This is a genomic window from Paenarthrobacter histidinolovorans (genome assembly GCF_014647595.1).
Lineage (GTDB): Bacteria > Actinomycetota > Actinomycetes > Actinomycetales > Micrococcaceae > Arthrobacter > Arthrobacter histidinolovorans.
Window position 1 is genome coordinate 365747 of the sequence record NZ_BMPM01000002.1, and the last position, 15308, is coordinate 381054.

The following is a 15308-nucleotide window of genomic DNA, read 5'->3' on the forward strand; positions in this document are numbered from 1 at the left end:
GTCAGCCGGCTTGCCGGCCGGCCCGCCTGTGGCGGGCCAATCCGCTGTTAGTAGCCCACGGAAACGGGGACCTTTTCAAGTCCTGCCGCAGCATCCTGGATCGCGACGACAGAGACGTCGTTGCGGCCCTGTTTCCCAAGGACCAGCGCGCCGTAGACGGGATCTCCTGATGCGGAAACAACATATCCAGCTATGACCGAATCTCCGGCTTTTGCAGGGAGCTCAATGACTGACGTGGTGCCCCCGGCAAGGTCCATGTCAACAGCCTTGCCAACTTTGCCGTCCGCTGTGACCGGGGCATAGCTGACGGTAGCGCGACCTTCGGGCACCCCGAAGCTCAGAGACCGCAGGCCGTCACGGGGAACGGCAACCAAGTGTTGGCTGCCAAGACGTGACGATGCTGGAGACCAGGCGAAATCGGTGGCATCCTCGGCCTTCGCGCCGCGGGTGACCCTGGACGATGCCACGAAGGAAACGTCGGAGCTGGCACGGATTGTGTAGCTGCCCGCCGGAACGCCGTCGAGGTTCAGCGTGGCAACAGATCCGCCCTTGACCGTCACCACTCCCCCATTGGGAAGCTTCCGCTCACCGTTTGCCCCGTACAAGCTGACCTGGACCACCGCGTCCGTTGATCCCGGAACAGCGATCTGGAGGGCCGGCACAGCGTCCGTGAATCCGGACTTGGCGGAGAGCGCTTTGATGCCTTCAGCGTCCTGGATGTCGACGCCGGACATCACCTGGAGGTTCGACGGTCCGTCCCCCGGTGAGAGGTACTCGACGCCCCCGGGAGCAAGCCCGCGCAGTACGCTCTGCTGGATGGTCCCGGCCACCGGACCACCGGTGCTGCGCACGCGGATCGCCAACTGCGATTCGCCCGGAGCAAGCCCGGCGAGGTTCACGGAGCGGGTGGTTCCCGGCGCCACCAGAAGTCCCCTGGCCCCCGGAGCCTGGATCTGCCCTCCGTACCCGTAGAGATCAAGGCTCACCGTGGCGGGCGTCTCGGATGAATTGCTGAGATTCAGAACGGCTGTGCGCCCGACGGAGGTATTCGCGCCCAGCAGCCACGCATCGTTGCTTGGGGGCTGGCACTGCGCGGAGGCAAGGCCACGGAGGTCACCGTCGGTTGCCGAGTAACTGAGGTGGGCGGCCAAGGATGCTTGCTCGTTTCCGATGGGCCCGGCTTCCACCACCGTAGGCGAGGTGACCGGACTGATGGAGGCCACCCCGGCCGCCAGCACAGGAGGCCCCGCCGTCGGAGTGGGAGTGCTTGTGGGAGTCTTGGCAATTTCCGCGACGTTCCCGCCTCCCAGGGCCGTGACCTTGCTGCCGGGAACGGTGCCGGCCGGATTACTCAGCACCACGGCGTTGAGTGCGCTGGTAGCCGTGGTCGAAACCGGGCTGAAGTCGGCATCCGTGCCCACCACCGTCCCATTGACCAGGCGGGCCGGTTCCGGGCAAACGCCCAGGGCCCTGCCAGCGGGAACATCCGCCTGTTGCACGTCTGTGCTAGTACCGCCGGAAGGACCGGGAACCATCGAGCTGGCGGCTACAGCGCCTCCCCCGGCAGCCAGGATCACCACGGCTGAGAGGACACCAGTGACCATGCCCTTGCTGGAGCTTCGGGAGCCTTGGGTGCTGCGCGATGGTTTTTCGCTGCGGCGCGACTTTTCCTTGGACGATGGTTTGTCCTCGACCGGCGTTTTGCCGGCCGGCTGCGGCGCGTCGTCGGCGTTCTTCTTCTGCTCGTCAGACACTGCTGTACTCCTTACGGAGGGAGACTTCGTCCCTCGACATGCCGGTACGGGAACGGCGGGCAGGCATGGGAATCGCCAGCAGGACTGTCAAGGCAATCACTACCACCTGCAGGATCCCGAGCCACACGGCCCACGGGTTCGCATAGCGGATCTCCAGCTGTCCACCACCGGCCGGCAGTTCGAACGCCTGGGACCACCCGGATGTTGTTGCCTGAAGCTGCTTACCGTCCAGCGTGGCCGTCCAGCCGGGATCGGATCGCTCAGCCACCACGATCTTCCTGCCCTCCTCGCCGGAGGGGACGCTGGCGCTGACGTTCACATCGTCCGACGGCACCGTACCCACAGTGCTTCCCTGGGCGTCGATGATACGGACACGATGTGCCGTCTCGGCCGCGCCCGCAGCGGGCTGCCCACGCGGTGTTACCCGCCAGAGCCACCCGGCGTCGGTTTGGCCCACAGCTACCAGCCCCGGGACTGCGTCGATCCTGCTCGCCGTCAGTTGGGCAGCATTGTCTGCGGCCTTCAGCACCACGAATCCGGCACCGAGTTGCTCGAGGTCGGGACGCGGGTCAACGCCGGTGCTTGCCACGATCGTGGCCACAGCCCGCCGGAGGGACGCCGTGGCAGAGTCATCGCTCGTTATTTCCTCACGTCCGGGAGCGCCAATGATGGTTCTGGCCGAGGCGATGGTGGACAGGCTGTCCAGAGTTGTTCCGGCCCCGCGCATGAGCGAGGAGGTAAAGGCACCTTGCTCGCCGCTGGTGATCACCAGTGTGCGCGTCCGCTCGGGTCCTTGGCCACGGTCGACGGCGGTAGCGGGCAGTGTGCCCGATTCCGCCGGCCATACCTGACGCGGGGCTCCCAGGGACGAGGCCGCCTGCCGGGCCGCCGGGGCAGCCGGGGAACCGGTGGAGGTCGAGGGCTGCAGGACGTTTTGCGCAGCCCAGGCACCCATTCCTGCCAGTGGTCCGGCGACGAGAAGAGTAACAACCACACCGGACGCGACGCGGCGCAGCGGGAGCTTTCGGCGGGCAGGATCGGATGCCCTGCGGCTCGCCGAAAAGAGTTTCTCCGCGCCGAGCAAGGCAGCCCCGAGCAGCAGCATGCCGGAGGCTGAAACAGCCGGACCGGTAAACGGACCGACAATGACGTTGTTGTTGACGCCGGTGGCCACGTGCCCCACCAACCAGGCGCTGGCCAAAGTTGCCAGCGCAGCCAACCAGAACACCCTGGCCAGCGCAGTGCGCTTGCCGGGGAGGAACAGCGATGCCACCGCCAGCAGCAAGACCGGAGCACCAATCAGCAAAGCCAGGATCAAGGCCCACGGTGCAGCCCCGGGGCCGAACACCGAAAGTCCCGTCAGGCCGCCGTCGATGCTGAAGGCCAGAGGCTGGCCGAGAAGCTGCTGCCACAATGGAGCGGCATCAAAAGCAAGGGGAAGTCCAGGGTCAGCAAGCAAGGACCGCGGCCTGTCGAGGACGGAAATGCCGTACGGCAGGAACAGGGCAAGAGTCGGAAGCAATGACCACCACATGGTCTTGCCGCGCTGCCCCAAAACTACGGCAGCAAGGATCACTGCAACGGCGATGGGGCCCAGCAATGATGGCGCGGAAGCAGTAACAACGGCCATCACCAGACCGGCGGCCGCTGCTGCAGTCCAGGACGGTGTCCCGTTGATGCCGGGCTTGCCGCGAAGAGGGGCCGGGAGTCGGCCAGGAACGGCTGACTCGCCTCGCCGCGCGGCGCCCGCAGTGCTGGCGCCCGCAGTGCTGGATTGCGCAGTGCTGGATTGGCCGATGGCGGATCCGGACGCCCGCACCAGGGCCAGCAGCAGCAACGGCATCATGATGTGCGCAACGAGGGCACCGACGCGGCCTTCGTTGATGGCGATCAACAGGGTCGGCGCACCGGCCCACAGCAACGCCGCGACGGTCCGGAACCGGCGCTTGGTGGTCAAGGCACCGGACGCGAACCACGCTCCGACGGCGGACAACGGCATCGCCAGGATGAGGAGCCATGCCATGGAGGCATTCGCGTCCCCGCCACCAATGACGGACAGCACCCACAGGACGTAGCCAAAAGGATCCCCGTGGCCCGGAAGGCCGGCGCCCAGGGAAATCCACCAGGTGGAGGCGTTGGCCCAGATCTCGGCCGGCGACCCTGAAAGCGGGAGAAGCCCGCCCCCGGTGACCGCACCGGAGCGGAGGAGCCCCAGCAAACCAACCAAGGCTGCTGCCAGGGCAACGCAGGCGGCCGCCACAGCACCCGTGCCCACCCAGCCACGTTCGTTCGTGGCCAAGGCGGCGAAGTCGTCAGCGGCATCTCCGCTTGGTTCGGGAGCCAGCAGGTCGCTGACGGGCGCGGAATCCTCGGCCGGCCGGATGGCTTCCAACAAGGACCGGCGGTTGGCGCGGACTTCGCGTGTTGGTGTCTGCAGGCCCCTCACGACGGAACGGTGGACCCGCCGGGTTTTCGCAGCTGCGCGGCGCCCTCTTGCAACCGCCACAGGACGAATCAACGCAGCAAGTGTGGCAGTGAACTGGGAGAAGCCATACCCGGGCTCCTTCACCAGGATGCTGAGCACCAGGCGGACAATGGCGCCGAACAACGCTCCAAGGGCCTGGAACGGCACGTTCCACCAGGGCGTGTGCTTGAGGCGCAGATGAATCTGGGCTTTGCGCGCTGCCGAGGACGTCCCCAGGCCATGCGGCCGGTGCTCAACGTGGAACATCCGGGCGCTTGGCACAACCACTACACGGTTTCCGGCGAGCCAGTTCCGCCAGCAAAAATCGACGTCGTCGCCGCTGCCGGGCAGCGCGGGATCGAAGCCATCCAACTGCTCCCAGACATCGCGTCGGATAAGCATGCCCGCCGAGTTGACTGCGAACGTGTCGGAACGGGCGTCGTACTGTCCTTGGTCGACCTCATCGGCGTCAATCAGCGTGAGGCGCTCGGCCCAGCGGCTCGTTGAGAGTCCCACATCCACCAAGTGCCGGTCGTTGTCCCATCCGAGCTGCTTGCAGCCGGCAACGGTGACCGAGGGGGCGCGCTCGACGGCGTGGAGCAGCTCGGCCAACGCATCCGGCGCTGGGGCGGCGTCGTCATGCAGGAGCCAGATCCACTCCAGGCTCCGGCTGTCCCCGGACGGAGCAGCAGCGGGAGCCAGCTCCTGCAGCCCCGCACGGACAGCCGCGCCAAAGCCCGACTTGGCTTGGTGGAAGGTGGTGGCATTGCCGGAGCCAAAAGCCTCCCGGAGCAGATCCAGGGAGTTGTCCGTGGAACCTGTATCAACGCCAATGGCGGCATCTGCCGAACGCGTCTGGTCCGACAATGCCGCCAATGTCCTGGGCAGATAGTTCCCGCCGTCGTGGGAGACCACGACGGCGGTAACGTGCACTTCCTTGAGAATTAGACCGCTCGCTTCCTTAGCCGACGGCGCTCCCGCTCGGAAAGCCCGCCCCAAATACCAAACCGCTCGTCATTGGCGAGGGCATACTCCAAGCACTGCGAGCGAACGTTGCATGCTCCGCATACTTTCTTGGCATCCCTGGTTGATCCGCCCTTTTCAGGGAAGAACGCTTCAGGATCGGTCTGCGCGCACAGCGCGTCCGTTTGCCAGCCAAGTTCACCTTCATCATCGAAATCCCCTTGGCCGGGGAGACCGATCCATACGGGCTGCCCAGGCGTCTCAAGCGGACGGCGCAGCTCCATGGGAGGATCGTCGAGGTCTTCTTCCGGGCCGGCGGGCAGATCACCGATCAAAGCCTCATGTGCTGCGAGGAGGGCTGTTGCCTGGTCCTCCAAAGACTGCTGCACATTCTGGTTGTATCGGTCTGCCGCTTCCGGATCGGCGGGATCTACGTACCAGTCTCCCGGCACTTCCCGCGAACGGTATTTCACCGACGCATGTTCTGCGACGACTGCATCTTCCTGGATACGCAACGCTTGCCCCATGGCGTCCCTCCTGAGTTTGCAGCTGCTGCTTGGATGTGTTTCCGATTCCCGGTGGTGTCCCGGTTGTCTGCGCAGCGGCGTTGATTACTAATTACACGCGTGTAACTACCCGCCAGTCAAGCCGCGCCGGGATAATAATCAAGATGCTGTGGAAAAGTGGGATGCGCCACGCCCAACATCCGTGCCGCAGCTTCCGCGGATTGGCGCGGGAAATGGAAGCATGGGATCGGTTGAGGTTAACTTTCGTTGAATTTCCGCGGCAATAGGCGCAGCGCCCTCCCGATGCCCAGCGAATGGACAAACTTCGATGTGTCGCAATTCACATCCATGGTGACCTGCCCGGAGTGGCGCGGGACCTGCGTGGCAAGATTGATCCATGAGCATTCCGGCAGTGAACTTGATGACCGCCCTGAGGTCCGGGCATTCCACCTCGCCCAGGCTCACCTGGTACGGCCCTGATTCCGAGCGTGTTGAACTCTCAGGGCGGGTCCTGGACAACTGGGTGGCCAAAACAAGCAACCTGCTGCAGGACGAGCTCGACGCCGAACCCGGAATGGCCATCCGGCTCGATCTCCCCGCCCACTGGAAATCCTTCGTGTGGGCGCTTGCCGCCTGGCAGCTGGGCATGGAAGTGGTGATGGACGGCACCTCAGCGGAACTGCTGGTGACCGATACGCCCGACGACGACGGACGGGCAGGCTTCGACGCGGTCGTCGCCGTGCCGCTCGCCGCGCTTGCGATGCGCTGGCCGGGCGAGCTGCCATCCGGCGTCGTGGATTACGCGGCGGAAGTCCGCTCCCACGGCGACGTATTCATGGCGCATGACGAACCGGACGCAGGGAGCCTTGCGGTGCGCGGGACGGCCGGACACCCGCACTCGGCCCTCCTCGAGGAATTTGCCACCGCACAGGAACCCGGCGTCCGGCTCCTGGTCCGCACCGGCGATGGCCTGGAGTCATGCCTCTCGGCCGCGCTGGGAGCCTGGAAAGAGGACGGCTCCGTAGTGCTGGTGCACCATGATGTCGCGGTCACCGAGCACCTTCTGGACAACGAGCGCGTCAGCCGGCCCTAGCGCCTCGTGGCGCGGAGGTTGGCCAGGTTTTTCAGGTGAGTCAGGGTTTTTTGACCGAAGGGAACTCGCCGGTCGAGGGGTTGCCTGCTCCGGCTTCAGCTCCGGCTTTGGCCTTGGGGTGCATGTCCAGCAGTTCGTGGTCGTGCGAGAACTCGGGTTCCTGGTCGAGTTCCTTGTTGAAGACGAGGAAGCGGTAGGCGAAGAACCGGACCACTGTCGCCACCAGGATGCCCACCACGCCGGCCGCGAAAAGCATGTTCTTGTCAGTGATGTTCAACCAGTAGTTGGCAATGAACGTGAAGCCGGTCGAGATACCGATGCCGATTCCGTTGATAATGACGAACATCACGAACTCGCGCACGACGTTGTCCTGCCGGCGGTGCCGGAACGTCCAGAACCGGTTGGCAATCCACGAGAAGATTGTCGCCACCACGGCACCCACAAAACGCGCCTTGGATGGGCTGTCGGTCATGGGACCATGCATCAGGTAATACGTGAGGCCGTTGTCGATGACGAAAGCAACACCACCAACAGCGCCGAACTTGGCTACTTCGCGCCAGAAAAGCGAAGCAAGTCCGCGGATGCGATCTGCAAGTGTGGTGATCATGACCCTCCATGGCCGTTGAAAGTGGGCCGATGGGCCTCGACCATTTTAGCGCCGATTTCCAAGCGCTGCCCGGGAGTACGCTGTGAGAACGCCAATACAGTGGCGGGAACTGACCATAAATGGCGCCAAAAGGGCGGCAGAATCAGTGATCCCCCTGCCGGTTCGGTAGGCTGAACCTTGTGACTTTTCCAGTAATTGGCGTTGTTGGCGGCGGCCAACTCGCACGAATGATGGCTCCGCCCGCTACCGCACTGGGCTTTGAACTCCGCGTTTTGGCCGAAGGCGAGGACGTTTCGGCTGTGGCAGCTGTGGCAACAGCGCCCATTGGCGACTACAAGGACCTCAACGCCCTTCTTGAGTTCTCCAAAGGCCTGGACGTATTGACGTTCGATCACGAACACGTCCCCACCGGGCACCTGAGGGCACTGTTGGACGCGGGCGTCAATGTCCAGCCCGGTCCCGATGCCCTGGTCAACGCGCAGGACAAGCTCGTCATGCGGGCAGCAATCGACCGCCTTGGCCTGCCCAACCCCGAATGGTCGGCCGTGCACACGGTTGATGAGCTGGTTGCCTTCGGCGACAGGATCGGCTGGCCCGTGGTGCTGAAGACACCCCGCGGCGGCTACGACGGCAAGGGCGTCAGAATTGTCGATTCCGCCCAGGAGGCCCTGGACACCAACGACTGGTTCCAGGCCATGAGCCCCCTGCTGGCCGAAGCGAAGGTGGAGTTCAGCCGCGAACTGTCCGCCCTGGTGGCCCGCACGCCCAGTGGTGAGTCCCGGGCATGGCCGGTGGTCCACACCATCCAGGTGGACGGGGTCTGCGACGAAGTCATCGCCCCGGCACAGAACATTCCCGTGGAAGTGGCTGCCGCTGCCGAGGAAGCCGCGCTCCGCATCGCCAATGAACTCGGCGTCACAGGCGTGATGGCTGCAGAGTTGTTCGAAACCCCGGGCGTTGGCGCGGGGTTCCTGATCAACGAGCTTGCCATGCGTCCTCACAACACCGGCCACTGGACCCAGGATGGCTCCATTACCAGCCAGTTCGAACAGCACCTGCGTGCAGTTCTGGACCTGCCGCTGGGCGCCACCGATGCGCTCGCTCCGGTAGTGGTGATGAAGAACTTCCTCGGCGGCGAGAACCAGGACCTCTTCAAAGCCTTCCCCCAGGCGCTGGCCTACGAGCCGGCGGCCAAGGTGCATTCCTACGGCAAGTCTGTCCGCCCGGGCCGCAAAATCGGTCACGTCAACCTCGTGGGCACCTCTGCCTCCGACGTCGACTCGGTGCGCCAGCGCGCAACCACTGTGGCCAACATCATCCGCGACGGCCGCAAGCCGGAACAGCCCACTCTTGAGGAGACCGTATGACGACAACACCGCAAGCCCCGCTGGTAGGACTCGTCATGGGCTCGGACTCCGACTGGCCCGTCATGGAGGCAGCCGCCGACGCCCTGGCCGAGTTCGGCATACCTTTTGAAGCGGATGTCGTGTCGGCCCACCGCATGCCCACGGAAATGATCAGCTACGGACAGAACGCCCACCAGCGCGGTCTTCGCGTCATCATTGCCGGAGCCGGCGGCGCCGCCCACCTTCCGGGCATGCTCGCCTCGGTGACGCCCCTCCCGGTGATCGGCGTTCCCGTTCCGCTCAAGACACTGGACGGGATGGACTCCCTGCTGTCGATCGTGCAGATGCCGGCCGGTGTGCCCGTCGCCACGGTGTCCATTGCAGGTGCCCGCAACGCCGGTCTCCTGGCCGTTCGGATGCTGGCATCCGGTACCGACGAGCTTGCCGCCAAGCTCCGCGGCGACCTCCTGGCTTTCGCTCAGGAACTCAACGATGTGGCCACCAGGAAAGGTGAGAACCTTCGCCACAAGGTTGAGGAAGTCTTCTCCCCGGCCAACCCGTCAGCCCGGAGCCCCCGCTAGGAAGGCAGCGGATGACTACCATGCACAAGAACACGAATCAGCCCGGTTCCGCCCTGACTGATCCTGTCCGCTACCCATCCGGCGCGAGTGCGCCGGTGCGGACCAAACGCGCCTTCGTGCTGGTCCTCCTCACGCTCCTGGTTCCCGGCAGCGCACAGATCGTCGCGGGCAACCGCCAACTTGGGCGCATGGCACTGCGCGTTACGCTCACGGTGTGGGCGCTGGCGCTGATCACCATCGTCATCGCTGTCACCAACCGGACCATGCTGCTGAGCATTGTCACCCACCCCGTCGGCTCGCTGTTCATCATCGTGGTCCTCGTGGCACTCGCGCTGGGGTGGGCCTACCTGTTCCTCAACACCCTGCGGATCATCAGGCCGACTCTTCTTGCTCCCGGCATGCGTCCCATCATTGCCGTCGTGGTGGCCATTTCCACCGTGCTCGCGAGTGGATCGCTGGGCTACATTGCCTACGTCCTCAACGTCAGCCGCAATGCGATCGGCAGTATTTTCGACGCCGGCCCCGCGATTGACCCCGTGGACGGGCGCTACAACTTCCTGATGATGGGCGGCGACGCCGGAGACGACAGGACAGGACGCCGTCCCGACAGCCTGTCCGTGATCAGCGTCGATGCAAAAACGGGCGAAAGCGCCATCATTTCGGTCCCCCGCAACCTCCAGAACGCACAGTTCAGCGAGGGTTCGCCCATGCGGAAGATCTACCCGGAGGGCTACAACTGCGGCGACGAGTGCCTCATCAACGCCGTCAACACGGAGGTCACCAACAAGTACCAGGACCTGTATCCGGGCGTTCAGGACCCCGGCGCACAGGCCACTTTGGAGGCCGTGTCCGGCACCCTGGGCATCACGGTACAGGCCTATGTCCTGGTGGACATGGACGGATTCGCCAAGCTCATCGATGCCATGGGTGGCATCCGCATCAAGGCCGGCGGTTGGGTACCCATCAGCGGCCCGGTCACCGATGAGGCCAACGGTATCCACGGCATGCCCGATGGCTGGATCCCTGCCGGGGACCAGCACTTGGACGGCTTCCACGCCCTTTGGTACGGCCGCTCCCGCGAATTCGTGGACGACTACGCCCGCATTGCACGCCAGCAGTGCGTGCAACAGGCCATGCTCAAGCAGCTGGACCCCGCCACCCTCCTGACCAAGTTCGAGGACATCGCCAACGCCGGAACCAAGGTGGTGGATTCCAACATCTCGTCCAACCAGCTGGGCAGCTTTGTGGACCTCGCCCTGAAGTCCAAGAACCAGCCGGTCAAACGGCTCACCATCGGGCCCCCGGACTTTGACGCATCGTTCTCCACGGTGCCTGACTTCGACCTGATCCACTCCAAGGTCAAGGAAGTCCTTGCCTCGTCCAACAGCCCCAAAGCGAGCGACGCCGTCGTGACCCATGACCGTCCCGGTGCCGGGCCCGTCATGGCCGCCGGTCCGGCCACTGGCCTGGCGCCCACGAGCCAACTGCCTTCACCGTCCGCGGACTTCACCCCGGTGACCACCACCCCGGACGGCACACCGATCACCATCGAGTTGTTGAACGGGCTCAAAGCCCAGGGCGATGAGCAGGGCATCCGCGACCTCGTGGCCACCAATGGCCAGTGCGCACCACTGTAAATTCCCCTTTGAGCTCCATCCCACGTCCAGCGCAACGATAAGGACTTTCTTTCGTGTACCAGATTGAGAATGTTTTGCGGCCCTATGCGTGGGGTTCCACGACGGCCATCGCCGGACTGCTGGGCCGGCAGGCATCGGGCGGCCCGGAGGCTGAAATGTGGATCGGAGCCCACCCGGACTCCCCTTCCACAGCCGTTCACCCCAACGGCGTCACCCAGCCACTGGATGCTTTGATCGCCTCGGATCCACAGCGTTTCCTGGGCGCCGAAAGTCTCGCTGAGTTTGGTCCCCGCCTGCCCTTCCTCACCAAGCTCCTGGCGGCCGAACGGCCGCTTTCCCTCCAGGTCCATCCGAGCCTGGAGCAGGCCCGCGAGGGATTTGCCCACGAGAACGCCGCCGGGATCGCCCCCGACGCCGCTGAACGCAACTACCGCGATGACAACCACAAGCCGGAGATGATCTTCGCGCTCACCCCCTTCAAGGCGCTGTGCGGCTTCCGCTCCCCTGCTGAATCCCGCGGCATCTTTGAACACTTGGCGCACGTCCTGGATTCAGCCGCAATCGAGGTTCCCGCCGTGATTGCCGATGTCGTCACAGACCTCGGCCACGCCGACGCGTCCACCGCGCTGAAGGCTGCCTTCGGCCGGCTGATCGAGGGTGGCAGCGACGTCTCCGATGCCATCAACGAGGTAGTCGCGGTCCTCTCGGCCGGGGCACCGCTGGAGCCGCACCGGGAAGCGTTGACCGCAATGCTGGACATCAATGAGGCCTTCCCCGGCGACCCCGGTGTCCTCATTTCCCTGCTCCTGAACCACCTGTCCCTCGAACCCGGCGAAGTGGTCTATTTGCCTGCGGGGAACATCCACGCCTACCTGCACGGCCTGGGCGTGGAAGTCATGGCGTCCTCGGACAATGTCCTCCGCGGCGGGCTCACGCCCAAGCATGTGGACGTCCCCGAACTGCTGAAGACCGTACGCTTCGAATCCCTCGGGGTTCCGCGCGTCGAGGCCAGCGGGACGGAATTCGGGCAGGAGCTGTACCGCCCACCGTTCAAGGAGTTCCAACTCCAGCGCATCGAGCTCCGCCCCGACGCAGCCCCGGTGCCGCTGGCACAAACCGGGCCCGCCGTCGTCGTGGTTGTTTCCGGCGCCGTGCTCCTCGATTCGCCCAAGAGCGACCTCCAGCTTGGACGTGGCGCTGCAGCGTTCATTCCCGACGTCGAAGCCCCGGTCAACGTCCACCCGGTCCAGGGTGCCACCGACACCAGCGTTGCCTTCGCAGTGACAACAGGCTTGGGGAACTGACCGTGGAATTCTTCCTTCAAACGCCCGCATGGGCGGCAGTCCAGCGTTCCCTGGGCCGCCGCGTCCACGAAAAGTCCGGACCCGGGTGGAGCTTCCTCGCCATTGAGGAAAAGAACCCGGCCGGCAAAGTCATTTACGCCCCCTACGGGCCGGTGGCAGATTCCGTGGAAGCTTTCGACGCTGCCACGGCGGCCCTGGTGGCCCTGGCCAAGGCCGAACATGCTGTCTTCGTCCGGATGGAACCGGCTGCGGCAGGTTTTACGGCGTCCGACGCCGGTCCCCTCCTCCGCGCCCGGGGCTTGCGGCCGGCGCCGGTCAACCAGCAGCCGGAACTCAGCTGGGTTGTGGATCTGGACGGGGATTTCAAGGACGTCCTCGCCGGAATGAAGCCAACAAACCGGAACCTGTACCGGAACATCCACAAAAAAGGTGTGACGTTCCGGGCGTCCCAGGACCCGGCGGACATTTCCATCCTGCTGCATTTCCTCCACCTGACGGCGGCGCGCAATGGCTTCAAGCCGCAAAGCGACGAGTACCTGACCCAGGTGGCGGCGTCATTGCTGCCTGCGGGTGCGGGAACCTTGTTCATCGCCGAACTGGAAGGTGAACCCATCGCGGCCGCTTTCGCCTACGACTCCGCAGACACCCGGGTCTACGCCCACGCGGCACTGGACGATACGCACCGCAAGCTCAGCGCAGGCATCCCCCTCCTGGTTACGCTCATGGCCGATGCCAAGGAAAAGGGCCTCAAGCACGTGGACCTCTGGGGCGTCGCGCCCGAGGACCAGCCGGACCACAAATGGGCCGGCTTCACGGCGTTCAAGAAGTCCTTCGGAGGCCGCGAGGTCGCCTACCCCGGCACCTGGGACCTCCCGGTCAACAAACTCCGCTACGGCGCCTACCAGCTGGCCAGGAAGCTCCGCGACAAACTGCGCTAGGCCCCTCCAGCCCTTATTACAGCGCGAAGCCGGAAGCCGCTGCCCTCAACGCATCCAGACAGCGAAAAGCGCCCCATCGCGGGGGCGGCATCAAATCGACGAGGTACGAGGAGATAGCCGCAGAGCGATGGGGCGCTTTTCGCGTCAAAGACGCGACAGCAACGGGGTGGTTACGCCTTGCGGGCGTACGTCTCCCACTTGGATGCGTGGTGCTCAGCGTCAACGAAACGGACGGTGCCGGACTTCGAGCGCATCACGATGGACTGCGTCAGGACGCGGTCCTTCTGGTAGCGGACACCGTGCAGGAGGTCGCCGTCGGTGATGCCGGTGGCGGCGAAGTAGCAGTTGTCCGACGTGACGAGGTCGTTGGTGGACAGAACGCGGTCGAGGTCGTGTCCGGCGTCGATGGCCTTCTGCTTCTCGTCGTCCGACGTCGGCCACAGGCGGCCCTGGATGACGCCGCCAAGCGACTTGATGGCGCAGGCTGCGACGATGCCTTCCGGGGTGCCGCCGATGCCCATGAGGGCGTCGACGCCGGTTCCGGTGCGGGCTGCTGCGATGGCGCCTGCGACGTCGCCGTCCATGATGAACTTGGTGCGCGCCCCGGCTTCGCGGATTTCTTCAACCAGCGGGCGGTGGCGGTCACGGTCGAGGATCATGACGTTGAGCTGGTTGACCTTGACGCCCTTGGCCTTGGCGATCAGGTGCAGGTTCTGCTTGACGGGCAGGCGCAGGTCCACCATGTCAGCGGCTTCGGGGCCGGTGACGAGCTTCTCCATGTAGAAGACAGCGGAGGGGTCGAACATGGAGCCACGCTCGGCCACTGCCAGTACAGCAAGGGCGTTGTTGATGCCCAGGGCGGTCAGGCGGGTGCCGTCGATGGGATCGACGGCGACGTCGCACTCGGGACCGGTGCCGTCACCAACCTGCTCGCCGTTGAACAGCATGGGGGCTTCGTCTTTTTCACCTTCACCAATCACCACGACGCCGTTGAAGTGGACGGTGTGAAGGAACGAACGCATGGCGTCAACGGCGGCGCCGTCTGCTTTGTTCTTGTCGCCGAAACCCACCCAGTGGCCGCCGGCGATTGCCGCGGCTTCGGTGACGCGGACGAGTTCAAGCGCAAGGTTGCGGTCGGGTTCGTCGATGCCGACGGCGAGCGACGGCGAAATCGTGGAATACTGCTGGGTCATTGGTGCAGGAGACACTTGAACCTCTTCTTCGAGTGACGATTCACGGGACCGGACATGGTTGCACGGGGCAACCCGGGGTTCCTCTACCAACGATCATAGTCGCCGGAAGTGTTTGGAGTCGTTGAATGACCACCGGCCGCAATACCGGTGGTGAGGTTGCCCGATGTGTGTTCCCTGCCCCGATAAGGGATCATGGAGGGGTGAGTGAAACGCAGGACAAGCCCGCTGCCGGTAACCAACCGGATGTTGCCGCGGCTGACCCAACCAGTGCCCCGGATGCCCCCTTCAAGCCCGTCATCGCGGCGAAAGCTGCCAAACGGGCCAATGCATCCGTCATTGGCATGGTCATCGCCCTTTTGGTCTGCGTCCTGGCTTTCCTGCCCATCGTCCTGATGAATCCCGCCCCCAAGGGCGATGGCTTCAGGCCGCCCATTGATGTCTCTTCCATCGCCAGGAACGCCGAAGGTGTGGCGGGATTCACACCTGTCACTCCCGATACCGGCGACACATTCACCCCGAATTACGCCCGATGGGAATCAGGCAGCGGAACCGGGGTGCCCACCTGGGAAGTTGGTTTCCTCACTCCCAAGGAAGCTTTCATCGGCCTCACCCAGACCAACAAAGCCAATCCCACCTGGGTATTGCAGCAGACGGGCAACCTCCCGGTCACCGGCACGCGCAATGCCGGCGGGCAGGAGTGGGAACTGCGCGACTCGGGCAAGGAAAAGCGCAGCATGGTCCTGGAGTACAAGGGCACCACCATCATCCTGAGCGGCACGGCAAGTCTCGAAGAGTTCGCAACCCTGGCCACCGCCGTCGTCAAGTCTGCCGACCAGGGCACGGCACCTGCCAGCCCTGCGGCCCCGTCAGCCTGAGCGCCGGGCGCGCAACACTTTCACAGACTGCCGCGTCTGCGTCGTAA

General features: G+C 64.7%; 12 protein-coding genes. 7 read left to right on the forward strand and 5 right to left on the reverse strand.

Going from position 1 to position 15308, the window contains the following annotated elements:
- Positions 1-47 precede the first annotated feature (47 nt).
- The 3 genes from IEY62_RS06180 to IEY62_RS06190 are packed head-to-tail and all read right to left on the reverse strand — an operon-like array spanning position 48 to position 5708.
- Positions 48-1754 (reverse strand): DUF5719 family protein, encoded by a 1707-nt coding sequence (locus IEY62_RS06180; protein ID WP_189015037.1) that lies wholly within the window; start codon positions 1752-1754, stop codon positions 48-50.
- Complete coding sequence (locus IEY62_RS06185; RefSeq protein ID WP_189015039.1) at positions 1747-5151, reverse strand: glycosyltransferase family 2 protein; 3405 nt, start codon at positions 5149-5151, stop codon at positions 1747-1749. Before IEY62_RS06185 ends, IEY62_RS06180 begins: the two co-directional genes overlap by 8 nt.
- 11 nt (positions 5152-5162) lie before the next feature.
- The gene (locus IEY62_RS06190) at positions 5163-5708 is read right to left on the reverse strand and encodes a WhiB family transcriptional regulator (RefSeq protein WP_018777315.1); all 546 of its coding nucleotides are present in this window, start codon (positions 5706-5708) and stop codon (positions 5163-5165) included.
- Positions 5709-6084: 376 nt separating this feature from the next.
- Here IEY62_RS06190 and IEY62_RS06195 point away from each other — a divergent pair, with 376 nt between their 5' ends.
- Positions 6085-6780, forward strand: coding sequence for a TIGR03089 family protein (locus IEY62_RS06195; protein ID WP_189015041.1), 696 nt, complete (start codon positions 6085-6087; stop codon positions 6778-6780).
- 40 nt (positions 6781-6820) lie between these two features.
- Here the strand turns inward: IEY62_RS06195 and IEY62_RS06200 are convergent, their stop codons facing one another.
- A complete protein-coding gene (locus IEY62_RS06200) occupies positions 6821-7387 on the reverse strand; it encodes a GtrA family protein (protein WP_018777313.1) in 567 nt (188 codons plus the stop codon).
- 179 nt (positions 7388-7566) lie between these two features.
- Here IEY62_RS06200 and IEY62_RS06205 point away from each other — a divergent pair, with 179 nt between their 5' ends.
- Genes IEY62_RS06205 through IEY62_RS06225 form a run of 5 tightly spaced genes read left to right on the forward strand, consistent with a single transcriptional unit; the run spans position 7567 to position 13193 of the window.
- A complete protein-coding gene (locus IEY62_RS06205; protein WP_189015043.1) occupies positions 7567-8754 on the forward strand; it encodes a 5-(carboxyamino)imidazole ribonucleotide synthase in 1188 nt (395 codons plus the stop codon).
- A complete protein-coding gene (purE, locus tag IEY62_RS06210; RefSeq protein WP_189015045.1) occupies positions 8751-9314 on the forward strand; it encodes a 5-(carboxyamino)imidazole ribonucleotide mutase in 564 nt (187 codons plus the stop codon). Before IEY62_RS06205 ends, purE begins: the two co-directional genes overlap by 4 nt.
- An 11-nt stretch (positions 9315-9325) precedes the next feature.
- Positions 9326-10951 (forward strand): LCP family protein, encoded by a 1626-nt coding sequence (locus IEY62_RS06215; RefSeq protein WP_229785100.1) that lies wholly within the window; start codon positions 9326-9328, stop codon positions 10949-10951.
- A 53-nt stretch (positions 10952-11004) separates the two neighbouring features.
- Positions 11005-12255: a mannose-6-phosphate isomerase, class I gene (gene manA, locus IEY62_RS06220; protein WP_189015046.1), complete on the forward strand. Its 1251-nt coding sequence runs from the start codon at positions 11005-11007 to the stop codon at positions 12253-12255.
- A 2-nt stretch (positions 12256-12257) separates the two neighbouring features.
- Entirely contained in the window at positions 12258-13193 is a 936-nt protein-coding gene (locus tag IEY62_RS06225; protein WP_189015048.1) for a lipid II:glycine glycyltransferase FemX, read from the forward strand.
- Positions 13194-13363: 170 nt separating this feature from the next.
- Here IEY62_RS06225 and glpX read toward each other — a convergent pair whose 3' ends face one another.
- The gene (gene glpX / locus IEY62_RS06230; protein WP_018777307.1) at positions 13364-14386 is read right to left on the reverse strand and encodes a class II fructose-bisphosphatase; all 1023 of its coding nucleotides are present in this window, start codon (positions 14384-14386) and stop codon (positions 13364-13366) included.
- 200 nt (positions 14387-14586) lie between these two features.
- Here glpX and IEY62_RS06235 point away from each other — a divergent pair, with 200 nt between their 5' ends.
- Positions 14587-15261 (forward strand): DUF4245 domain-containing protein, encoded by a 675-nt coding sequence (locus tag IEY62_RS06235; protein WP_189015050.1) that lies wholly within the window; start codon positions 14587-14589, stop codon positions 15259-15261.
- Positions 15262-15308: the final 47 nt, after the last annotated feature.